Origin of the sequence: Mycobacterium sp. DBP42 (assembly GCF_005924235.1) — a bacterium.
Classification (GTDB): Bacteria; Actinomycetota; Actinomycetes; order Mycobacteriales; family Mycobacteriaceae; genus Mycobacterium; species Mycobacterium syngnathidarum.
Genome location: NZ_VCMY01000001.1, coordinates 383,217 through 403,286 on the forward strand (window position 1 = coordinate 383,217; position 20,070 = coordinate 403,286).

21 protein-coding genes are annotated in these 20,070 nt (G+C 66.5%); 19 read left to right on the forward strand and 2 right to left on the reverse strand.

Features of this window, described 5'->3' with window-relative positions; genetic code table 11:
* Positions 1 to 8 precede the first annotated feature (8 nt).
* The 4 genes from E0T84_RS01945 to E0T84_RS01960 are packed head-to-tail and all read left to right on the forward strand — an operon-like array spanning position 9 to position 3,428.
* On the forward strand, positions 9 to 977 hold the full coding sequence (locus E0T84_RS01945) for an ABC transporter substrate-binding protein (protein WP_138743599.1): 969 nt from the start codon (positions 9 to 11) through the stop codon (positions 975 to 977).
* Positions 974 to 1,993 carry an iron ABC transporter permease gene (locus E0T84_RS01950; RefSeq protein WP_249383540.1) on the forward strand — a complete coding sequence of 340 codons (1,020 nt, stop codon included), beginning with the start codon at positions 974 to 976 and terminating at the stop codon, positions 1,991 to 1,993. The genes E0T84_RS01945 and E0T84_RS01950 overlap by 4 nt, the downstream gene beginning before the upstream one ends.
* On the forward strand, positions 1,990 to 2,772 hold the full coding sequence (locus tag E0T84_RS01955; protein WP_138743600.1) for an ABC transporter ATP-binding protein: 783 nt from the start codon (positions 1,990 to 1,992) through the stop codon (positions 2,770 to 2,772). Before E0T84_RS01950 ends, E0T84_RS01955 begins: the two co-directional genes overlap by 4 nt.
* Positions 2,769 to 3,428, forward strand: coding sequence for a (2Fe-2S)-binding protein (locus E0T84_RS01960; RefSeq protein ID WP_138743601.1), 660 nt, complete (start codon positions 2,769 to 2,771; stop codon positions 3,426 to 3,428). Before E0T84_RS01955 ends, E0T84_RS01960 begins: the two co-directional genes overlap by 4 nt.
* On the opposite strand, the gene E0T84_RS01965 is transcribed toward E0T84_RS01960, so the two are convergent.
* Together E0T84_RS01965 and E0T84_RS01970 are read right to left on the reverse strand one after the other, a co-directional pair.
* Positions 3,425 to 4,132, reverse strand: a complete 708-nt coding sequence (locus tag E0T84_RS01965) for a TIGR03943 family protein (RefSeq protein WP_138743602.1) — start codon at positions 4,130 to 4,132, stop codon at positions 3,425 to 3,427. The two genes, E0T84_RS01960 and E0T84_RS01965, sit on opposite strands and share 4 nt — an antisense overlap.
* Positions 4,129 to 5,148: a permease gene (locus E0T84_RS01970; RefSeq protein WP_249383541.1), complete on the reverse strand. Its 1,020-nt coding sequence runs from the start codon at positions 5,146 to 5,148 to the stop codon at positions 4,129 to 4,131. The genes E0T84_RS01965 and E0T84_RS01970 overlap by 4 nt, the downstream gene beginning before the upstream one ends.
* A gap of 79 nt (positions 5,149 to 5,227) precedes the next feature.
* On the opposite strand from E0T84_RS01970, the gene E0T84_RS01975 reads away from it, so the two are divergent.
* From E0T84_RS01975 to E0T84_RS02045, 15 genes are all read left to right on the forward strand, one after another.
* Complete coding sequence (locus tag E0T84_RS01975; RefSeq protein WP_070187760.1) at positions 5,228 to 5,512, forward strand: DUF1490 family protein; 285 nt, start codon at positions 5,228 to 5,230, stop codon at positions 5,510 to 5,512.
* Between the two features lie 43 nt (positions 5,513 to 5,555).
* Positions 5,556 to 7,721, forward strand: a complete 2,166-nt coding sequence (locus tag E0T84_RS01980; RefSeq protein WP_249383551.1) for a cation-translocating P-type ATPase — start codon at positions 5,556 to 5,558, stop codon at positions 7,719 to 7,721.
* A 202-nt stretch (positions 7,722 to 7,923) separates the two neighbouring features.
* Positions 7,924 to 8,049 carry a hypothetical protein gene (locus tag E0T84_RS32555; protein ID WP_255740044.1) on the forward strand — a complete coding sequence of 42 codons (126 nt, stop codon included), beginning with the start codon at positions 7,924 to 7,926 and terminating at the stop codon, positions 8,047 to 8,049.
* Between the two features lie 163 nt (positions 8,050 to 8,212).
* Positions 8,213 to 9,094 (forward strand): metal-dependent hydrolase, encoded by an 882-nt coding sequence (locus tag E0T84_RS01990; protein ID WP_138743605.1) that lies wholly within the window; start codon positions 8,213 to 8,215, stop codon positions 9,092 to 9,094.
* A gap of 238 nt (positions 9,095 to 9,332) precedes the next feature.
* Positions 9,333 to 10,427 (forward strand): hypothetical protein, encoded by a 1,095-nt coding sequence (locus E0T84_RS01995; RefSeq protein ID WP_138743681.1) that lies wholly within the window; start codon positions 9,333 to 9,335, stop codon positions 10,425 to 10,427.
* Positions 10,428 to 10,548: 121 nt separating this feature from the next.
* Entirely contained in the window at positions 10,549 to 11,562 is a 1,014-nt protein-coding gene (locus E0T84_RS02000) for an N-acetyltransferase (protein WP_371725683.1), read from the forward strand.
* Positions 11,562 to 12,542 carry an NAD-dependent epimerase/dehydratase family protein gene (locus tag E0T84_RS02005; RefSeq protein ID WP_138743607.1) on the forward strand — a complete coding sequence of 327 codons (981 nt, stop codon included), beginning with the start codon at positions 11,562 to 11,564 and terminating at the stop codon, positions 12,540 to 12,542. Before E0T84_RS02000 ends, E0T84_RS02005 begins: the two co-directional genes overlap by 1 nt.
* Positions 12,539 to 13,624 carry a fatty acid desaturase gene (locus E0T84_RS02010; RefSeq protein ID WP_138743608.1) on the forward strand — a complete coding sequence of 362 codons (1,086 nt, stop codon included), beginning with the start codon at positions 12,539 to 12,541 and terminating at the stop codon, positions 13,622 to 13,624. The genes E0T84_RS02005 and E0T84_RS02010 overlap by 4 nt, the downstream gene beginning before the upstream one ends.
* Positions 13,624 to 14,949 carry an aminotransferase class III-fold pyridoxal phosphate-dependent enzyme gene (locus E0T84_RS02015; protein ID WP_138743609.1) on the forward strand — a complete coding sequence of 442 codons (1,326 nt, stop codon included), beginning with the start codon at positions 13,624 to 13,626 and terminating at the stop codon, positions 14,947 to 14,949. The genes E0T84_RS02010 and E0T84_RS02015 overlap by 1 nt, the downstream gene beginning before the upstream one ends.
* Positions 14,946 to 16,448 (forward strand): aspartate aminotransferase family protein, encoded by a 1,503-nt coding sequence (locus tag E0T84_RS02020; protein WP_138743610.1) that lies wholly within the window; start codon positions 14,946 to 14,948, stop codon positions 16,446 to 16,448. Before E0T84_RS02015 ends, E0T84_RS02020 begins: the two co-directional genes overlap by 4 nt.
* Positions 16,445 to 17,077 carry a hypothetical protein gene (locus E0T84_RS02025; protein ID WP_070187770.1) on the forward strand — a complete coding sequence of 211 codons (633 nt, stop codon included), beginning with the start codon at positions 16,445 to 16,447 and terminating at the stop codon, positions 17,075 to 17,077. Before E0T84_RS02020 ends, E0T84_RS02025 begins: the two co-directional genes overlap by 4 nt.
* Before the next feature lie 10 nt (positions 17,078 to 17,087).
* On the forward strand, positions 17,088 to 17,594 hold the full coding sequence (locus tag E0T84_RS02030; protein WP_070187771.1) for a hypothetical protein: 507 nt from the start codon (positions 17,088 to 17,090) through the stop codon (positions 17,592 to 17,594).
* Between the two features lie 8 nt (positions 17,595 to 17,602).
* Positions 17,603 to 18,343: a hypothetical protein gene (locus E0T84_RS02035; RefSeq protein ID WP_171054853.1), complete on the forward strand. Its 741-nt coding sequence runs from the start codon at positions 17,603 to 17,605 to the stop codon at positions 18,341 to 18,343.
* Positions 18,344 to 18,350: 7 nt separating this feature from the next.
* Entirely contained in the window at positions 18,351 to 19,298 is a 948-nt protein-coding gene (locus E0T84_RS02040) for an ABC transporter ATP-binding protein (protein WP_138743612.1), read from the forward strand.
* Positions 19,295 to 20,065 carry an ABC transporter permease gene (locus tag E0T84_RS02045; RefSeq protein WP_070187773.1) on the forward strand — a complete coding sequence of 257 codons (771 nt, stop codon included), beginning with the start codon at positions 19,295 to 19,297 and terminating at the stop codon, positions 20,063 to 20,065. The genes E0T84_RS02040 and E0T84_RS02045 overlap by 4 nt, the downstream gene beginning before the upstream one ends.
* Positions 20,066 to 20,070: the final 5 nt, after the last annotated feature.

Below are 20,070 nucleotides of genomic sequence, written 5' to 3' on the forward strand. Positions count from 1 at the left end.
GTGCGCCCATGGCTGTTCGTTGGTTGTTCGCCGGTCTGGCGTCGGTGCTACTGGTATCGGGATGCGCCTCGACCCCCGCACCCGACACCGATGCGGCAGCGGCCGGATATCCGGTGACCGTCGACAACTGCGGTGTGACGACGACCTATGACCGTCCGCCGGCCAGGGCGGTGGCCCTCAACCAGCATGCGATCGAGACGCTACTGGCGCTCGGCCTGGAAAACTCCATGGTCGGTACGTCTTATCTCGATGACCGCATCCTGCCCGAGTATCAGGCTGCGTACGACAGCGTGCCGGTGCTGGCCGAGGAGTACCCGTCCTATGAATCCCTGCTGGCCGTGGAACCCGATTTCGTCTACGGCGGGTGGGAAAGTGCCTTCGACGAAAAGGAGGGGCGCGGCAGGCAACGGCTGGCCGATGCCGGGATTCCCACCCGGCTCAACATCGAGGACTGCCTGGACCACCCGGTCAGCCTGACGACCGTGGATGACGAAATCCGCGACGTCGGAACGATCTTCGGTGTCCAGGACCGCGCCGAGCGGCAGATCGAGAAGCTGCACCGCGAGCTCGCGCTGTCCGGCGACAAGGTGCGCGGAGTCCGACCGGTTCGGGTGGCCGTCTATGACAGCGGTGAGGCGACGGTTTTCACCTCTGGCGGCAAGGGCATCGGCAACTTGATGATCGAGGCGGCCGGTGCAGTCAACCTGTTTGCCGATGTTCCCAAGGTGTGGGGCGACGTGTCGTTCGAGCAGTTCGCCGAACGCGCACCCGAAGCCATCTTGATCTACGACTACGGCGATCAACCCGTCGCGGACAAGAAGCGATTCCTGACCGAACATCCTCTGCTGCAGCATGTTCCGGCAGTGCAACAGCAGCGGTTCGCGGTCCTTCCGTTGTCCTCGGTCGTGGTCGGGGTGCGGGTCGGTCAGGCGGTGGACGCCCTGGCCAGGCAGCTGCACCCGGACCGGTTCTGGTGACCCGCTACCGCTTGGTCATCGCATCGCTCGTGGCACTGCTGTTGGCGTCGATGACCGCCGGCGTCGCGGCCGGGTCGGTGTCGATCCCGCCGCAGCAGGTCTGGGCCATCGTCGTGCACGCCATCCACCCGGTACTGGCCGAACAGAGCTGGCCCGCGGTGCGCGAGTCGATCGTGATCGACGCCCGGCTGCCCCGGGTGGTGCTGGGTGCGGTGGTCGGTGCGGGCCTGGCGGCCTGCGGCATGGCCCTGCAGGCAGTGGTGCGCAACCCGCTCGCCGACCCCATGCTGCTGGGCGTCTCCTCGGGAGCATCGGTCGGGGCGGTCGCGATACTGGTTCTCGGCGCGGGCGCACTCCAGGTGGTCACCTTGCCGCTGGCGGCTTTCGTCGGAGGGTTCCTCGCGCTCGTCGCGGTGTACTTCTTGGCCCGTTCGGGCGGGCGGATGACCACGGTGCGGCTCATCTTGGCCGGCGTCGCGGTGGCCGAGGTGCTGTCGGCATTGGCCAGCCTGGTGATCGTCACCTCCGATGATCCACACAAGGCGCAGTCGGCCGTCCGGTGGATGCTCGGAGGCCTGGGCGGAACCACCTGGCGCATGGTCTGGATTCCTGCGCTGGCCGTATTCGTCGGTGTTCTGGTGCTTTTGGCGGCCAGCAGACCGCTGAACCTGCTCTACACCGGTGAAGAGGCGGCCGCGTCGCTCGGGCTGGAGGTGCACCGGTTCCGGGCGGCGATGTTCGTCGTCGTGGCCCTGATGGTGGGGGCGATGGTGGCGGTTAGCGGCACCATCGGCTTTGTCGGGCTGATCATGCCGCACGTGGTGCGTCTGGTGGTCGGCGCCGATCACCGCAGGGCGTTGCCCGCCGTCGTATTGCTGGGCGCGGCGTTTCTCGTACTCTGCGACATCGTGGCCCGTACCGTGGCCGCACCCGAGGAACTGCCGGTCGGGATTCTCACCGCGCTCGTCGGCGGACCGTTCTTCCTATGGTTGATGCGGCGGAAGGCACAGGCATGACGCCAGTTTCGTTCGAGTCGGTCTCGGTGTCCGTGCGCGCCAAGTCCTTGATCACCGATGTCTCGTTGTCGGTCGGTTCGGGGGAGATGCTGGCCGTGGTCGGCCCCAACGGAGCGGGCAAAACCACCCTGCTGCGCACGCTGTACCGGGCTCAGCGGCCCAGTGCCGGACGCGTCCTGGTCGGCGACGCCGACATCTGGACGCTGCCGGGAAAGCGGGCCGCCCGTCGGGTCGCGGCGGTATTGCAGGAAGCCACCGGCGATTTCGAGCTCACCGTGTTCGACATGGTGGCGATGGGTCGCACACCGTACAAACGATCGTTCGAGGCCGACAACTCCGAGGACGTCGAGATCATCGACGCGGCGCTGGCCGCACTGGACATCGCCGAGCTGAGCGGCGCCGACTACAGCCGGCTGTCGGGAGGACAGAAGCAACGGGTGCTCATCGCCCGTGCCCTGGCGCAACGCACCGGTGTGATCGTGCTCGACGAACCGACCAACCACCTGGACCTGCGGCACCAGCACGAGGCTCTGCAGTTGCTGAGGGATACCGGCGCCACGGTGGTCGCCGCTTTGCATGACCTGAACCTCGCCGCGGCGTATTGCGATCGGATCTGTGTCCTCGACAAGGGCCGGCTGGTCACGGTGGGCGAGCCCGGGCAGGTTCTCACCGTCGATCTGCTCGGCGACGTGTATGGCGTCGAGGCCCGGATCGATGCCGATGCCGATACCGGCAGGCCACGCGTCACCGTCGCCCCCAGAGCGGTGGCCCGGCTGTGAACATCGAGACCCAGCTTGCCGAGATCACCTCATACGGAGGGTTTTTCGCGATCACCGTGGGTGGGAATCCGGCCGGCTGGGTTCCGGTGCAGCGCTGTTATGACGAGGGTTGCGCCGATCTCGTCGCCAAGACCAGCGCCGGGTACGGCACGCCGGATCTGCGCATCGGTGCCTCTCTGGTCCAGTTCAGCCATGCTTCACGGCTTTGGTCACCGCTGCTGGCCGGTGCGCTGGTGTACCGGGTACTTCCCGATCTCACCGACCTGCAGCGTCATGCCTCCCGTACCGATCTCCGGTTGCCTGGCCCGGTGGGCGCTCCTGTCGAGGGCCCACTGCCACTGCAGTTGTACCAGCGGGTGATCACCGACCACCTCGAGCCGCTGGCGGCCGGACTGCGGGTCAAGATGTCGCCGCGACTGCTGTACGGCAATGCCGCGGCGGCGTTGGTCGCCGCGGCCCACGAGCTGTCCCGGATCCGGCCGGAATTGCGCGACGAGGCCCGCGATCTCACCGAAACCCTCTTGACCACCGGGGAGCTCGCGGGGACGGGGGAGTTGGCCGGCCTGACCTTTCGTCGCCGCAGTTGCTGCCTGTACTACCGGGTGCCAGGCGGGTCGAACTGTGGTGACTGCGCGCTGACGAGGCCACGAGGCTAGGCGTAGGGCTGCTTCGGCGGGTCGGTGCGCACGGCGCTCAGTGCCGTCATCGTCGGAATGCTGCCTCTGCTCGAATCGCTTTGTCCCGCAGGGATCGTGCCCTCGACTTTGATCCAGGTGTTCTCCGGATATCCGGCCAGCTGGGCGGCGGCCGGCCCGGCGAGGTGGATACGGGCGAGTTGGGCGTCGGCGGCGCAACAGATGATCACCACGCGGGCCAGATCTGTGCGGTCACCGTCACGCATCGTGAACCCGGAGACGGTCACGGTGCGGCCATCGAGGGTGCCCGCGCTGTCTTGCGCGATCCGGGTAAGCACGTCGGGCAGTGAGATTTCCGGAGCCCGGCCGTCGGGCAGCGGCGGAAACGCGCGCCGCAGCACATCGGTGGACACCTCGGACACCGAGGCGGCCTGAGGGCGGATCGCCGGTGGCACGACGAACGCCAGGAGGGCGATCGGTACGAGCAGCAGCCAGGTTGTGCCCCGGCGGTGGGCGTGGTCGTGGTGGGCGTGTTCCTCGCCGCCGCCGTGGCGGATGTCGGCGACGATCGATGCCAGGGCGAGCCCGATCAGCAGCACCGACGTGGCAGCCAGGTACGGGAGCAGGGACGGTTTGACGTACCGGGTGAAGGCGCCGGTCACGGTGATGATCGCGGTGCTGACCCCGATCAGCAGTAGCAGGGCGTTCTCGGTTTCCCGGCTCACTGCGGTCCCAGGATCAGTAGTCCGACACCGGTCGCCACCATGGTGGCAACCAGGAACGTCGCGGGTGCGAAGCGGACGGCGAACGCCCGGCCGAACATGCCGGCCTGCATGGCGAACAGCTTGATGTCCACCGCGGGGCCGACCACCAGGAACACCAGCCGCGGCAGCAGCGGCAGCATGGTGAGGCTGGCTGCCACGAAAGCGTCGGCCTCCGAGCACAATGCGAGCACCACGGCCAGCACGGCCATCGTGATCACGCCGAGGATCAACTGGCCGGCCAGATGCTCGTACACCCAGCCCGGGACGACTACGTGCAGGGCTGCCGCGGCCGCGGCCCCGACAACCAGATATGAGCAGGCGGACAGGAAGTCGTGACGGGCCGCTTCGGTGAACACCAGCCACTTCGAACCGTCACTGTGATGCGGCCGCGGCAGTCGGCGGGTGATCCATTCCGGGCGGCCGAACCGGGCCCACGCGAGCCCCATGATCAGCGCGGTGCACAGCGATGCCACACAGCGGGCAGCCACCATCTGCGGGTGGCCGGGGAAGGCGACGGCCGTCGCCACCAGGACCACAGGGTTGATCGCCGGTGCGGCGAGCATGAAGGTCAGGGCCGCCGCGCCGACGGCGTCGTCGCGAGTCCCATCCCCGAAGAGCCTGCGCGCCACCGGAACCGACCCGCATTCGCACCCGGGTAGGGCCGCACCACCGATACCCGCGGTCACAATGGCGGCGCCGGTGCGCTGCGGCAGCCATCTGGCCAGGCGGTCCGGTGTGGCGAACACAGCGATGAGTCCGCTGATGATCACGCCGAGCGCCAAGAAAGGCAGCGCCTGCACGAACACCCCGCAGAACACCGTCGCGGCCGTCGCGGCCGTCGCGACATCGGGCGTGCCATCGACGAAGCTGCGCATGGCGTTGCCCGCCAGGGCCAATGCGATGATGCCGACCACCAGCACCTGCATCGATGTCGGCCGCCGGCGCAATGCTGCCGATGTCATGGCCACGGCGGCCATGATGCCAGCCACGGTTGGGGCTCAGCCGGGCGGGATGCGAATGACTATCATTTTCAATCGGTGGGGCTAGGCTGGGCAGATGGTGTGGCATGGCTTGCTGGCAAAGGCAGCGACAACGGTCGTCACCGGTGCTGTTGGGGCCGCGGCGTACGAAGGTTTGCGCAAGGCGGTCGCGAAAGCGCCGGTTCGGGAAGCTGCGGTGACCACGACCGCGTGGGCATTGCGGGGTGCGCGAAAAGCCGAGGAAGGCGCTGAGGCGGCCCGGCTGAAAGTCGCCGACGTGATGGCCGAGGCCCGGGAGCGGGTCGGCGAGGAAGTGCCGCCACCAGCCGTTGCCGACGCCGGCCATTCGCACGACCACTGAGCACGTGAGCACGCTCGCGGTCGTATCCGACGCTGCGGGGCGGATGCGCGTGCATGCGCCGTGGTTCCGCGGTGATGCCGTGCGCGCGGTTGCCATCGAGGACGCGGTCGACCAGGTGCCGGGGGTGCGGGCGGTCCACGCCTATCCGCGGACGGCGTCGGTGGTGGTGTGGTACTCGCCGAAACGTTGCGACCGGGACGAGGTGATCGCGGCGATATCGACGGCCGCCGAGGTGGCCCGGCACCTGGTCCCGGTTCGAACGCCCCGATCGGCGGACATCCACAACGGCGACATCCTGCGAATGACGCTCGGCGCTCTGGCGCTGGCGCTGCTGGGGGTGCGGCGATACGTCTTCGCCAGGCCGCCATTGCTCGGGCCGACGAGCCGGATGTTCGCGACCGGAGCGACGATCGTGACCGGCTATCCGTTCTTGCGTGGCGCGTTGCGGACTCTGGCCGGAAACCGCAGTGCGGGCACTGACGTTCTGGTCTCGGCCGCCACGGTGGCCAGTCTCGTCCTCCGGGAAAACGTCGTGGCGCTCACGGTCTTGTGGTTGCTCAACATCGGTGAGTATCTGCAAGATCTGACCTTGCGCCGCACCCGCCGGGCGATCGCCAACTTGTTACAGGGCACTCAAGACACGGTGTGGTTGCGGCTGGCCGATGGCACCGAGGTCGAGGTGCCGATCGACGGACTCCGGGTCGGGGACGAGGTGGTGGTCCACGAGCAGGTGGCGATCGCGGTCGACGGAGTCGTGAGCGACGGAGAGGCCATCGTCGACCAGTCGGCGATCACCGGTGAGAACCTGCCGGTGGCGGCAACGATCGGGAGCAAGGTCTATGCGGGTTCGGTGGTTGTCCGCGGCAGGTTGGTGATCACCGCGGAGGCGGTCGGAAGTCACACCACGATCGGCCGGATCATCAGCCGCGTCGAGGAGGCCCAGCAGCATCGGGCCCCCATTCAGACTGTCGGCGAGAACTTTTCGCGCCGCTTCGTACCTGCATCCTTCCTGTTGTCGGCGCTGACCTTGGTGGTCACCCGCGACGTGCGTCGTGCGATGACGATGCTGCTGGTGGCCTGCCCCTGCGCGGTCGGTCTGGCGACGCCGACGGCGATCAGCGCAGCCATCGGCAACGGGGCCCGGCGCGGCATCCTGATCAAGGGCGGCTCACACCTCGAGGAGGCCGGCCGGGTCGACGCGATGGTGTTCGACAAGACCGGCACGCTTACCGTCGGCCGCCCGATCGTCACCAATGTGGTTGCCTTCCACAAGGACTGGGAGCCCGAACAGGTCCTGGCCTACGCAGCCAGCTCGGAGATCCATGCCCGTCATCCGCTGGCCGAGGCCGTACTGAGATCGACCAAGGAACGACACATCGAGATACCGCCCCACCAGGAGTGTGAGGTGCTCGTCGGGCTGGGTATGCGCACCCGGGCCGACGGGCGGACACTGCTGCTCGGCAGTCCGTCGCTGCTGGCGCAAGAGAAGGTCCGCGTGACGAAGCGGGCGTCGGAATGGGTGGACAAGCTTCGCCGGAGTGCCGAGACACCCCTGTTGCTGGCCGTCGACGGAAAACTCGTCGGCCTCATCGGGTTGCGGGACGAAATTCGGCCCGAAGCCCTCGCGGTGCTGCAGACGTTGCGTGCCAACGGTATCCGCCGGATGGTGATGCTGACCGGTGATCATCCCGATGCTGCGGCCGCCGTCGCCGATGAGCTCGGGATCACCGAATGGCGCGCCGAGGTGATGCCTGAGGACAAGCTCTCAGTGGTGCGAGAACTACACGGCGAGGGTCACACCGTCGCGGTCATCGGCGACGGGGTCAACGACGCACCCGCACTTGCCGCGGCCGACATCGGCATCGCGATGGGCCTCGGTGGCACCGATGTCGCGGTCGAGACCGCGGATGTGGCATTGGCCAGCGATGATCTGCGGCGACTGATCGATGTGCGGGCGCTCGGTGGTCGGGCGGTGGACGTGATCCAGCAGAACTACGCGATGTCGATCGCCGTGAATGCCATCGGTCTGCTCGTCGGGGCCGGTGGCGCGCTCTCGCCGGTTCTCGCGGCGTTGCTGCACAACGCGTCATCGGTTGCCGTGGTGGCCAACAGTGCCCGGCTGATCCGTTATGAACTCGACCAGCAGGCGCCGCGGGAAGGTGCCTCAGTTGTGAGCGCTCACCCGGACCAGGCTCCGATCGGCTCGTAGGCGCTCGGGCAGGTTTGCCCGGTCCCACTGGCCGGCTGCGATCCATCCGCACGCATCTCGTGCGTCGGCTTCGTTGCCTATCGGCCCGATCCAGATGGCGGCCGCACTCGGGACGCGCTCTGCCGAGCAAGGCTGCAGCACGAGCACCGGGTTGAGGCCGGCGCCCCTGGTCGCGCAGGTGAACGTGCCCAAAAGACATTGTGTGCTCACCAGGACCCCGTGCGGACAGCTCCGGACCACGTTCCTCAACATGGGCAACAGTGGCGATCGGGAAGCGGACGACGAGCAGTGCGCGCAGATGGCGACGGTGAACGGTTCGCAGGTGTAGACCTGCTGCGACATGCGGACACCTTCCCGTGGCGGCCGGTGCGGCCTGGAGTTTTTGAAAATCATTTTCAACTTGGCGGTTCCACGCTACAGTGCCGATCACGGCGTGTCGAAAATCATTTTCAATAAGACCTGAGTGGCGCTCGTCTTCCGAAGGAGATCGCATGGGAAATGGCCGTATCGACCCCGCGGCGAAAGCGGTTGCTACTCGCCGGATCTCGTTCACCTTCAACGCCGCATCACCGTCACGCAGACATTTCGTCGCCGACGACATCGCGATGAGCCACCTGGTTGCGCTGCTGTCCGGTTTCTTTCCGTCGGGGGAGGAGTTCTTCATCCACTCCGTGCGCCGCTACCGCGACCAGATCGACGACCCGTGGCTCAGGGTGCAGGTCGCGGGCTTCATCGGCCAGGAGACAACCCACGGTGTGCAGCATCGCGCGTTGAACAGCGAACTGATCGGGATGGGTTACTGGGCCACGGGAGGCATCGATCGGCTCGGCACCAAGCTGGTCAAGAGCTTTGGGCGACAACGAGACAGGCTGCCCAGCGGTATCGCGAGGTTCGCATTGGCGTGTACCGCTGCCGTGGAGCACTTGACCGCGGTGCTCGGCGCCCAGGTGTTGGAAACGCCGTGGATCCAGCGGCAACTGACCGACCCGGAGGTCCGGGCCATGCTGAATTGGCACGCGATCGAGGAGATGGAGCACAAGGCGGTCGCTTTCGACGTGTACCGGCACATCGGTGGAACCGAGCGGATGCGCCGGGCCGCCATGGCCACGGTGCTGTTCTTGTTTCTCACCAGAGCTGCGGTGCTGCTGTTCTCGGTGGCGTCGGACAGCTGGGCCTGGCGGCATCCCGTCCGCGCCCTGCGCAGTATGGCCGCCCTACCTCGCACCCCGCTGTTCGCCGGAGTCTTCCCCTCGATCCGGCGGTACTTCGCCGTCGGGTTCCATCCGGATGACATCGATCACGGCGAATTGCTCGAGCGGTGGCGCGACGACTACTTCGGCAGTGAGGGCGCCCTTTTGGATCACATGAAATAGTGCCGACCGGCAGGGTTCGTCGTCACCGGTCGTTGCCGTCACGCTGTGTTTCCTCGTCGAATCTCGGTTTCGGGCAGGCGTTTACCGCGCCCGTGTGGCGGCCACCACATTTTGTCAGCGCCGGTGGAATCGGCGTTGACAGCAGCTGTCGCCCACCCTACGTTATGTCGATAACGATAACCATTTTCATTAGAAGGTCGCAGTCGGGCCGCGAGGAGGGGTTGGGATGGCCGCTGGAATGTCCACCGGGACGGCCGGAGTCGCCGCAGACGCTCGTCGGCCGCGACCGAAAGACGGCGAACACCAACCGGGCTGGTTCGTCAGTCGCCGGGTCGACATCTACTTCGTCTTCGGTCTGGGCGCCCTGCTGTCGGCGATCCTGTTCGCAGCCGAAAGCCACAAGGGAGTGTTTCTGGTTGGAGCAGTGGCCTTTTCGCTGCTTTCTGACCTGCCGCACGTGCTGACCACGACCGTTCGGGTATGGCTCGATCCCCGGGAGCGATCGCGGTACCGCGTGCACTATCTGCTGAGCTTCGCCGTCGTCGCGACGATCGTCGGAGTGCTCTGGTTCGGTGGCTGGCTGGTGCCGTTGTTGGCAATCTGGGCGTACTGGCAGGTCTTTCACGTCCTCAAGCAGCACTTCGGGATCATGAACATCTACGCATCGAAGAACGGGTACAAGGGACCGCGAAACCGGCTGAAGTACGCGCTGTATGCGACCTGCCTGGCGCCGGTTCTCTACCGGGCCAGCCACGGGCTGCACTTCTCGGAGTACGAAGTGTTCGGCCACCGGTTGCCGTTTTCGAACCTGAGTGTGCCGGTGCCGCCGATTCCCGGCGTGCTCATCGTGATCGCGTACGCGGTCGCCGCCGTGCTCCTGGCCCTGGCGGTCGCCGAACAGGTCAAGCTGCGCCGCGACGGGCAGACCACGCTGCCTGCCATGGCGGTGGCCACCTTCATCATCGCGACGCTGTCCTACAACCTGTCCTACCTGCTGGTGTCGGACCTGTTCGCGCTCATCCTGATCGCCACCACCACGCACAGCCTGCAGTACCACCTGATCAACTGGACCCGGAACAACACCCGGTTCGCGGCGTCGGAGGACCCCAGCGAGAAGAAGCTGCTGCTGGCCCGGCTCTCGACGCGCAAGGCGCTTCCGTTCTACGTGGCAGGTCTGGCCCTGCTGGGCATCCTCGCCGGGCAGTTGGACACCGTCATCTTCGCCGTGCCGCTGATGTTCGTGCTGCATCACTTCTACATGGACGGCGCGCTCTGGAAGAGCAAGGGCAACCCGGAACTCGCATATGACCTGGGAATCGTTCGTGCCAAGTGACTTGAAAACCTCGCTGGACGTCCGTGAGGTCACCTCACCCGCGGAGGCCAGACGGTTCGTGGACCTTCCGTGGCACCTCTACCGAGGTGACGCCCGGTGGCGTCCGACGCTGCGCCGGGCCATGCGGCACAAGATGGATGCCAGGAAGAACCCGCTGCACCGCGAGGTCACGGTCGCCAACTTCGTTGCCTACCAGGGAGAAAAACCAGTCGGGCGGGTATCGGCGAGCGTTGACTCCGAGTACGTCAAGCGGTACGGCGACTGCGCGTTCTTCGGGCATTTCGAGAGTGTCGCTGACGAGGCCGTAGCCGACGCACTGCTGGAAACCGCGGAGAACTGGGCACGCCGCCGCGGTATGGACAAGATGATCGGGCCCTATAGCTATTCGACTCGCGAGGAGGTAGGGCTGCTCGCCGAGGGTTACGACACCCCGCCAACCCTCATGCAGCCCTACAACCCGCCGCATTACCTGCAACTCGTCGAGTCTGCCGGCTACCGAAAGAAATTCGACAGCGCCTCCTACCGCTGGACCACGGGGTCCGGCAGCACCGTCCAACGCCGACTGGTCCGGCGGGCCGACGCGGTGATGGACGCGCAGGGCGCGACCGTGCGGTCCGTTCGGATGAAGGACTTCGACAACGAGCTGGAGACTCTCCGGGTCCTCTACAACGACTCCTTCGCCCGCCATCCCGAGAACGTCCCGCTGAGCAGGGCAGTGTTCGCCGGCATGGCCGCCGAGATGCGGCCGTTGATCGACCCCCGCCTCGTCCGGATCGTCGAGTCCGCCGGGACACCGGTCGGGTTCTTGTTGATGCTGCCCGACGTGAACGAGATCGCCGCACAATCCGGGAGGCTCACTCCGTCGATGGTGGCGCGCATCGTAGCCAAGCGCCGAGGACGCATCCGTGGGGTCGACACCGCGGTCGTCGTCCTCATCGGTGCCGTCGAAACCCAGTTCGGGGCGGGTATCGGCCGGATCCTGGCCGGCGAGATCGTCCGGGCCAGTACCGGAAGCGGTTACTCAGCGGTGGCGACCACCTGGGTGCACGAAGACAACGTGTGGTCGAATTCCCTGGCCGCGCAGATGAAGACCGAGCCGGACAAACGGCACCGCGTCTACCAGAAGGCACTGTGATGGGCGGCCGAATCCTGGTCACCGGGGGTGCCGGGTACCTGGGTGGTGCGCTGGTCGCCGAGCTGGTCGGCAACGGCGAGGCGGTCACCGTCATGGCTGGGCCCGACGACCCTGCGCCCCAACCGGGGGGTTGGGGCCGTGATGTCGAAGTGGTCCGGGCCGATGTCACCGCCGCGGCCAGTGTCGACGCGGCCATGCGTGGCATTTCGCACGTGTATCACCTGGCCGGCATCGCCTCACCGAATTCCCGTCTGGCCCACTCCATCTGGAATGTCAACGTCCTGGGCGCCTACCACGTGGCGCAGAGTGCGCTGCGCCATGGAGTCCAGCGCGTCGTACATGTGTCCTCGACGGCCGCCATTGGCTATCCGCCTGACGACGTGGTGGCCGACGAGCAGTTCGATGTCCGGAACTCCGTGCTCGACAACGTCTATGCCGCGACCAAACGCACCGGCGAGCGGGTCATGCTCGATTTCGGCCAAGATGGGCTCGACGTCGTGGTGGTCAATCCCGCAGCGGTTTTCGCGCCGGCTTCCGGCCCGACACGATCCTGGCAGGGCCTGTTGGTGGCCGCGCGACGCGGGCTGCTGCGGGCGGTACCCTCCGGTGGGACTGCGGTCTGCTCGGCCCGCGACTTCGTCATCGGAGCTACCGCGGCCATGGTCAAGGGCGGCTCCGGTGAGCGCTACATCCTGTCCAGTGCCAACCTGAGCTACCGCCGGATCGCAGAGCTGCTCGTCGAGGCCGTTGGGCGGAAACATCGCGTTCGTACCCTGCCCATGGGTTTGTTCCGGGCTGCCGGAGCCGGGAATCGGGTCGTGCGCGACCTGACCGCCACTGCGCGTCACGACGATGCGCTGGTGCCCGAGAACGTCGAGTTGATGGCCCGCCATGTGTATTACACCTCCGGCAAGGCCGAGCGAGAGCTCGGCATTCCGCAGATGTCCGCGTCTGAATTGATCACGGAGTTCACCCGATGACCAGTGATGTCCGTCAGACACCCGTCGGGACGGGTTCCAGGGACGTGCTCGGTATCTCGATGGCCGAGGCTCGATCTCTGGTCGCCGATCTGGCCGCACGCCGGCAGTGGATCTACTGGGTTGACCTCACCGTATGCGTGGCGATCGGCTATACCGCGTTCTTCCTGTGTCCCGTTGACCGTCTGGCCTCGCCGATGGCCATCGGCTGCATGGTGCTCGCCGCGTTGGCGTTCTACCGCGCAGTGCTCTTCGTCCACGAAATCGTCCATGCGCCCGAGGAATTGCGGTGGTTCTCGGTGGCATGGCATGTGGTGTGCGGAATTCCGTTGCTGGTCCCGCAATTCACCTACGAGTTCCACCAGGACCATCACGGGTCGCGGACCTACGGCACTGCCGAGGACGGTGAGTACGTCCCCTACGCGGTCGAGCCTCGCTGGCGGGTGATCGCGCTGCCGTTCACCGCGCTGCTGGGTCCGCTGGTCTTCGTGCTGCGGTTTCTGGTGTTGGCTCCGTTGAGTTGGTTGGTCCCGGGTATCCGGTCCTATGTGCTGACCCGGGCCTCGGCGCTGATGATCGACGCGGACTTTGTCCGCAAGCTGCCCGAGGGCCGGACGCCGCGGTCCTGGCTGGTGCAGGAGGTCGCCTGCTTCGCCTACCTCGCGGTGATGCTGGCGCTGGCGGTGGGCGGAGCGTATTCGCCCAAGCGTCTCCTCGAGGCCTACCTGATCGTCGCGGCGGTGCTGTTCGTCAACTGGGTCCGGGTGCTGGCTGCGCATCGCTACGAGAGCCGCAACGAGCGGATGACGTTCCCAGAACAGATTCTCGATTCCATCGACCACCCGTCGATGCCGATCGTCGGAGAGCTGTGGGCGCCGCTCGGGCTGCGGTTTCATGCAGTGCACCACTTGTTCCCCAAACTGCCCTACCACCAGCTCGGAAAGGCCCGCCGCCGCCTGGCCGGGGCGATCCCGAGCGACGGCGGCTTCTGGCAGACCGAGGATCGGTCACTCACGACGTCGCTGAGAAGGCTTCTGGCGCAACCACGTACGGACAGTTCACGGCCGGCCGGGGGGGTGCTGTGATGCGGGATTCGGCTGCGGCAACCTACTCGCGACGGTTGCCGATCCGGCCCGTCGAGGCGGCCGGTTCGCGGCTGCGTGACGCCGGCGGTCGCTGGTACGTCGACTGCCTGGCCGCGGCCGGCGCGATGTCCCTGGGATGGAATCATCCGGCGGTCAGGGAGGCCGTGGCCAAGACCCTCGAATCGGGCGAACCTTGGCAGTCACTCGACTTCCACACCCCGACCCGCGAGCGATTCGTCGAGGATCTGCTGTCCATCCTGCCGCCCGGGCTGGCGCGTGAGGGACGGGTGCACCTGTGCTCACCGAGCGGTGCCGGCGCGATCGAGGCCGCCCTGATGCTCGCCGAGATCTCCACCGGCGGACGCGAACACATCGCCGTGCAAGGCGGCTTCCACGGGTGTACCCGGGCGGCGCGGGCGGCCAGCTCGGGCGGTGGGCTGCGCCGCCAGCCTGTGGTGCTGGCTCCGCGGGCCACGTTCGTGCCGTATCCCCAGGACTACCGGTGCCCGTTCGGGGTTGGCGGGGAGGGTGGAATCGACCTGGCGGTGGCGGCCGTCGAGAACCTGACTCGACCCCACTCGGGTGTCACCGCGCCGGCCTCGGTCCTCGCGGAGTTCGTGCTGGGCGAGGGCGGAGTGATCCCGGCCCCGTACCGGTGGGGTAAGGCATTGCGGGACATGGCGAGCCGACTGGATGTTCCGCTGATCGCCGACGAGGTGCAGGCGGGGATGTTCCGGACCGGGCCGGCCTGGGCTTTTCAGCGCTGCGACATCGAACCGGACATGATGGTGATCTCGAAAGGCCTCGGTTCCGGCCTGCCCATCGCGGTGCTGGTGATCCGGGAGCGCTATGACGCGTGGGAGCCCGGGGCCTTCACCGGTACGTTCCGCGGGAACGCGATGGCGTTCGCCGCGGCCAGCGCGGTGATCCGCTTCGCTGTCGAGACCGGCCTGTCCGAGCGCGTACAGGCGATGGGTGCTGACTTCCTCGAAGGATTGAAATCGGTTGCGGCGCAATCCGAGATCGTGGGCGACGTCCGGGGTGCCGGGCTGATGCTGGCTGCCGAGATCGTCGAGCCGACGCTTCCGCGGCGACACGGTGCCGCGGCACCGGACGCGGAACTGGCGCGACAGATACAACTGGCCTGCCTTGAGCACGGTTTGATCGTCGAAACCGGGGGACAGTACGGGAATGTGGTGCGCTTCCTGCCGCCGCTGACCATCGATGAAGCCGATATGTCGGCCGCGCTGACCGCGTTCGACTCCGCGGTGCGCCAAGTCCAGCGGCAACGGCCTGCCGGCAGCATCCTGATGGGGGCCCAGTGACCACCGATTCGAGCCCGTTCGCGGGCGACTTTCTCACCCCCGCCGGACTGAGCGGCTATCGCGAAGCACTGACCTTGGCAGCGATCTGGACCGGGACCGAGCTGCGGGACCCGGCGCGGCCGGGACTGGTGGCCGGTTACGCCGAGATAGGCAAGTCCGTCGACGAATTCAGTCTCGACAGCCCGGCGGGAATCGGGCTGCCACGTGCGCTGGGCGAGGCGGCCGGTTTGCTCTCCGGGCGGTCGGCCGTGGTCACCCATCCCGGCTATCTGGCGCATCTGCACTGCCCGCCGACACTGTCGTCGCTGGCGGCCGAGGTCCTGGTCAGCGCCTTCAACCAGTCGCTGGATTCGTTCGATCAGGCGCCCGCGGCCACGGCTGTCGAACAGAAGGTCATCGCTGACCTGTGCGTCACGCTCGGTTACGACGACGGCGCCGACGGAACGTTCACCAGCGGGGGGACCCAGTCCAACCTGCAGGCACTGCTGATGGCCCGAGACCTGTTCGCCCGCGATCGATTCGGATCCGATGTGTCCGGGGGGCTACCGGTCGAGGCGGGTTCCTGGCGGGTGTTGTGCACTCGTCAGACGCACTTCTCGGTGCGGCAGGCGCTGCGAATCCTCGGACTGTCGGGTGCAGCGGTCGAGGTACCGACCGACGCCGACGGCCGCATGCGAGTCGACGGTCTCGTCGGCTGTATCGATCGGGCCGCAGCGGACGGCACGGCGATCATCGCGCTGGTACTCACCGCAGGTACTACGGACTTCGGCGCGATCGACCCGTTGCCAGAGGCGATCACCATTGCGCGCGAGCACGGGATCTGGACCCATGTCGACGCCTGCGCGGGCGGTTGCCTGGCGTTCAGCGACACCCACCGGCACCTGCTTCGTGGAATCGAGATGGCCGACTCCGTGGCAGTCGACTTTCACAAGCTGCTGTTCCAGGCCATCAGCTGCAGCGCGCTGCTGGTACGTCGCAGCGAATCGTTCGACATCCTGGCCGACCACGCCGATTACCTGAATCCGCTGCAGGATTCGGCCGAGGACGTGGTCAATCTGGTCGGGAAATCCCTTCAGACGACGCGCCGGTTCGATGCGCTGAAGGTGTTCGTGACCCTGCGGGCCCTCGGCAGGCAGCGGATCGGCGAGATGATCGACGCCACGTGTGCGGCCGCAGCCGCGGCCGCCGGCGCGGTCGGGGGTCAGCCAGGGCTGACCCTGGTGGCTCCGGTCGCGACGAACACCGTCGTGGTCCGCTGGCAGCATCCCGACCTGACCGAGGCCGAATGCGACGACGTGAACCAGGAAATCCGGATCGCCCTCGCTGATTCGGGGCGTGCCGTGATCGGCCGCTCCACCGCGGGCGGCACCCAGGCGCTCAAGCTGACTTTCGTCAACCCTCTCGTCGGTCGTGAGGCGGCCGCAGAGGTGATCGCTGCCATTGCCACCGAGGGCAACCGGATCTTGCAGGCCCGCAGAAGGGAATTCACGAACGCATGAGTACGAGTCTGCTTCGCGTCGACCGGGTACGTCCGGGTGACGAGAGATTCAACTGGGCGAAGGGCGTGGAATACCGCATCTTCGGGCTGGAGAACGACTACGCGAGCGAGTCGGATATCGCAGCCGGTGAGATGGTGCATTACCGGCCGTGGGAGCGGTCTTCGGAGTTCTTCGTTGGATTCGGCGAGGACTCCGGGGATGCACCGGTCGCAGTGCTGCGAGGTCTGCGGGTGGACGCCGAACTGGGCTTGGACAGTTTCAGCACGCTGCGTGACGGTCGCAACATTCTGTACCCGCAGTGGAATTCGTTCTTCGAAGACATCGCGCCTGAGCGCATCGCCGAGCTGGCCACCCAGGGAGTACTCAAGAAACACCGGAGGGTCGGCATGATCGAGCAGATCTGGCAGGCCTTCTTCGGCGATCTGGCCGCCGACGGTGTCGACTACGTCACCGTCGCGCTCGTGGTGCCGCTGTTCGAGTGGTACAGCCAGCTGCTGCCGACACGTATCCACCAGATCGGCGAGATCATGCCCGACTACATCGGAGCCGACAGCGTGCCGGCCGTCGTCGACATCAGTGGGTCCTTCGTCGCAGATGCCGCCAGAGACCTTTCCCCGTCAAGCAATTAGAGGAACCGACATGCGATCAATTCACACGCAGGAACACGTCTTCCGCAAGGTCAGCGAGATCGACTGCCCCGTGGATCAGGTGTGGGAGCGCGTCACCACCCAGGAAGGCATCAACGACGAGATGGGCCCCTATCTCAAGATGACGATGCCGCGTCAGTTCCGGGGGCGCTCGATCGCCGACGTCACGCCGGGCACCCGCATCGGCAAGAGCTTTCTGCTGTTGTTCGGCATCCTGCCGTTCGGGTTCGACGACATCACGATCGCCAGGATCGATCCCGGCCGGATGTTCCGTGAAGAGTCGATCATGACCGGCATGCGCATCTGGGTGCATCACCGCACCCTGGAACCCTTGGGGGACAAGACGATCGTCACCGACGAGATCACGCTGGCGCCCCAGGCGCCGATGGGTCTGATCCCGGGCTGGGGCAAGGTGATGAGCCGGGTGCTGTCTGCATTCTTCAGCCATCGGCACCGCAGGCTGAACCGGACCCTCGCCGGGGCGGGCGCAGCACGGTGAACGGATTCGTGACGGCTGCCGGTGCGTGTGTGCTCGGGTCCGCTCTGCTGGCCGGCTGCGCTTCGGTGAACGAAGAGGCCGGAAGGCCGGTGGGACACGCCTACGCGTTGCTGAAGTATCCCGATGCCGCGGCCGGACCAGCCGCCGAACCACGCGCCGATTCGCCCTACGGGACCTATCCACTGGAGATTTCGGGTTCGGTGACCTATCTCGACGAGACCACCTCGCTGCCCACCTCAGGGGTGCTGACCATCGGTCCCGGGCCGCGCCGCGGCGAGTTGCAGGTCGAGCAGTACTACTCCGGTGATCGGTTCCCGTACGAGACCGGCATGGTGTCCACCGGCCCCAGCGACTCCGCGGCCGGCACCCTGGACGCCATCACGATCGTCAATCCGCTCGATTCCCGTGTCTCACTGCAGTGCGCGGTGAACGGCGGAATCGACCTGGGCGGCACCGGTGAGCCGCGTGAGCTGACCGGCTCGTGCGGTGGCGGCGCCTCGGTGAGCGGCAATGTGCGTTCGGAGGGAACCCGGAAAGCCACCTGGCGCGGCAAACCCGTCGAACTGGTCCGGACCGTGGTCGATCTCGACGTGACGGGGGTGAGCACCGGAACCATCCACCAGGTCAACGAGACGCCCAAGGGCGGGAGCTTCCCGCTCTACACCGCTCTCGACGTGGATCTCACCGCACAGGGGATCCACCTGACCGAACAGCTGGAACGCCACGTCCTCCCCAGAGTCGGAGATTGAACGACCCATGCCTGAAGCCAAACAAGACAATTCGTCACCGGCATTGCTCGCTGACGACGTCACCAAGTCGTATCCGGGTGCGGAGACCAGTGCGGTCGACGGCCTCAGTCTGACGGTGCCCCGCGGGGTGGTCTACTGCCTGCTCGGCCGAAACGGGGCGGGCAAGACCACCACCATCCGCATGGCCACGACACTGCTCGCACCGACGAGTGGGCGGCTGGAGGTGCTGGGCATCCCGGTGGCCGAAACCGATGCACTCCGGCCGCTGATCGGCGTGGCGCTGCAGGAGGTGGCGCTCGACCTCTGGATGTCGCCGGTCGAACAGATCCGGATGAGCCTGGCGATGGCCGGTTGGCCGAAAGACCAACGGCGTCAACGGGAGGACGAACTGGTCGAGCAATTCGGCCTCGGCAAGTACCTCAACCGCAAGGTGGGTGCGTTGTCGGGTGGTATGCGACGCCGGGTCGACGTGGCGCTGGCGGTGGCGCACGACCCGAAGATGCTCTTCCTCGACGAGCCGTCCAGCGGCCTCGACATCGAGGGCAAGCAAGAGGTCTGGAACGCCATCCGGTCCCTGCGTTCTCAGGGCCGCACGGTGGTTTTGACCACCCACGACATGGACGAGGCGGTCTCACTGGCCGACGAAGTCGGAATCATCAAGGACGGCACATTGGTCGCATCCGGATCGACCCAGGAATTCACCAGAAGCCACGGATTCGTCGCGGCGATCTCGTCGGACGTGGCGATACCCGACGACTCGGTGCAGGCATTGGCCGTCGCCGGCTATGCGGTCGAGCGCACCACCGACACCGCGCTGACGACCACACTCGACTCGGCGTCGGCCTCGGCGCTCGGCAAGCTCAGCGCCGAACTGGAACGAATCGGACTGGACCAGGCCGACATCGAAGTGCGGTCGACCTCGCTGCGCGACGCGTTTCTGGAGGCCACCCGATGAACTCTGTGTCGAACACCCTGCGGCTGTTCCGTCGCTATGTCGTGGTGGGCCTGCGCCAGCCCGTCTTCGGATTCATCTTCCCGATCGTGTTTCCCGTTGTCCTGGTGATCTTCGTGCGCTCGATGTTCCAGCGGGTCGCCGATCTTCCCGGATTCCCGCTGTCGTCGTATACCGCCTACATCGCACCCGGCCTGATCATGCTGATCCCGATGCTCGGGGCGGGGTATGGAGCGGGCACGCTGATCGACGAGATCCGGTCCGGTTTCACCGATCGACTCCGTCTCTACGGTGTGTCGACCGGTCAGATCATGGCGGCCAAGTTCGGTTTCGAGATGTTCCGGATCCTGCCGGCGGCGGTCATCGTGATCACCCTGCTGGCCTTCCTCGATGCTCCACTGCGGGCCGGGATCCTCACCGGCGCAATGCTGGTCGTACTGATGTTCCTGTGGTCGGCGGCTTACAGCTCGTTGTTCTATCTGGTGGCGCTGCGCACACTCAACCCGCAGGCCCCGGTGGCGATGCTGCCGCTGGCGCTGCCGGTGCTGTTCATCAGCCAGGCCCTCATGCCGTCGGTGTTCCTGTCGGACTGGCTGCGGTTCAGCATCAACCTCAACCCGTTCTCCCACATCGTGGCGGCCGCGTCGACCATCATGTACGGCGAGTTCGACGTCCGCCTCGTCATCACGGGATGCCTTGTCGCCGTGGGCATGTTCGCCCTCCTCCAGATACCCATTCACATGGTGATTCGCCGCAAGATCGGAAAGTAAGGTAG

Excerpts from the sequence above, each read along its gene's own strand:
- E0T84_RS01945 (WP_138743599.1), top strand. The coding sequence starts at position 9 with ATGGCTGTTCGTTGGTTGTTCGCCGGTCTGGCGTCGGTGCTACTGGTA.
- E0T84_RS01955 (WP_138743600.1), top strand. The coding sequence starts at position 1,990 with ATGACGCCAGTTTCGTTCGAGTCGGTCTCGGTGTCCGTGCGCGCCAAG.
- E0T84_RS01970 (WP_249383541.1), bottom strand. The coding sequence starts at position 5,148 with ATGGCCGCCGTGGCCATGACATCGGCAGCATTGCGCCGGCGGCCGACA.
- E0T84_RS01975 (WP_070187760.1), top strand. The coding sequence starts at position 5,228 with ATGGTGTGGCATGGCTTGCTGGCAAAGGCAGCGACAACGGTCGTCACC.
- E0T84_RS01980 (WP_249383551.1), top strand. The coding sequence starts at position 5,556 with ATGCGCGTGCATGCGCCGTGGTTCCGCGGTGATGCCGTGCGCGCGGTT.
- E0T84_RS01990 (WP_138743605.1), top strand. The coding sequence starts at position 8,213 with ATGGGAAATGGCCGTATCGACCCCGCGGCGAAAGCGGTTGCTACTCGC.
- E0T84_RS01995 (WP_138743681.1), top strand. The coding sequence starts at position 9,333 with ATGTCCACCGGGACGGCCGGAGTCGCCGCAGACGCTCGTCGGCCGCGA.
- E0T84_RS02000 (WP_371725683.1), top strand. The coding sequence starts at position 10,549 with ATGCGGCACAAGATGGATGCCAGGAAGAACCCGCTGCACCGCGAGGTC.
- E0T84_RS02005 (WP_138743607.1), top strand. The coding sequence starts at position 11,562 with ATGGGCGGCCGAATCCTGGTCACCGGGGGTGCCGGGTACCTGGGTGGT.
- E0T84_RS02010 (WP_138743608.1), top strand. The coding sequence starts at position 12,539 with ATGACCAGTGATGTCCGTCAGACACCCGTCGGGACGGGTTCCAGGGAC.
- E0T84_RS02015 (WP_138743609.1), top strand. The coding sequence starts at position 13,624 with ATGCGGGATTCGGCTGCGGCAACCTACTCGCGACGGTTGCCGATCCGG.
- E0T84_RS02025 (WP_070187770.1), top strand. The coding sequence starts at position 16,445 with ATGAGTACGAGTCTGCTTCGCGTCGACCGGGTACGTCCGGGTGACGAG.
- E0T84_RS02030 (WP_070187771.1), top strand. The coding sequence starts at position 17,088 with ATGCGATCAATTCACACGCAGGAACACGTCTTCCGCAAGGTCAGCGAG.
- E0T84_RS02040 (WP_138743612.1), top strand. The coding sequence starts at position 18,351 with ATGCCTGAAGCCAAACAAGACAATTCGTCACCGGCATTGCTCGCTGAC.
- E0T84_RS02045 (WP_070187773.1), top strand. The coding sequence starts at position 19,295 with ATGAACTCTGTGTCGAACACCCTGCGGCTGTTCCGTCGCTATGTCGTG.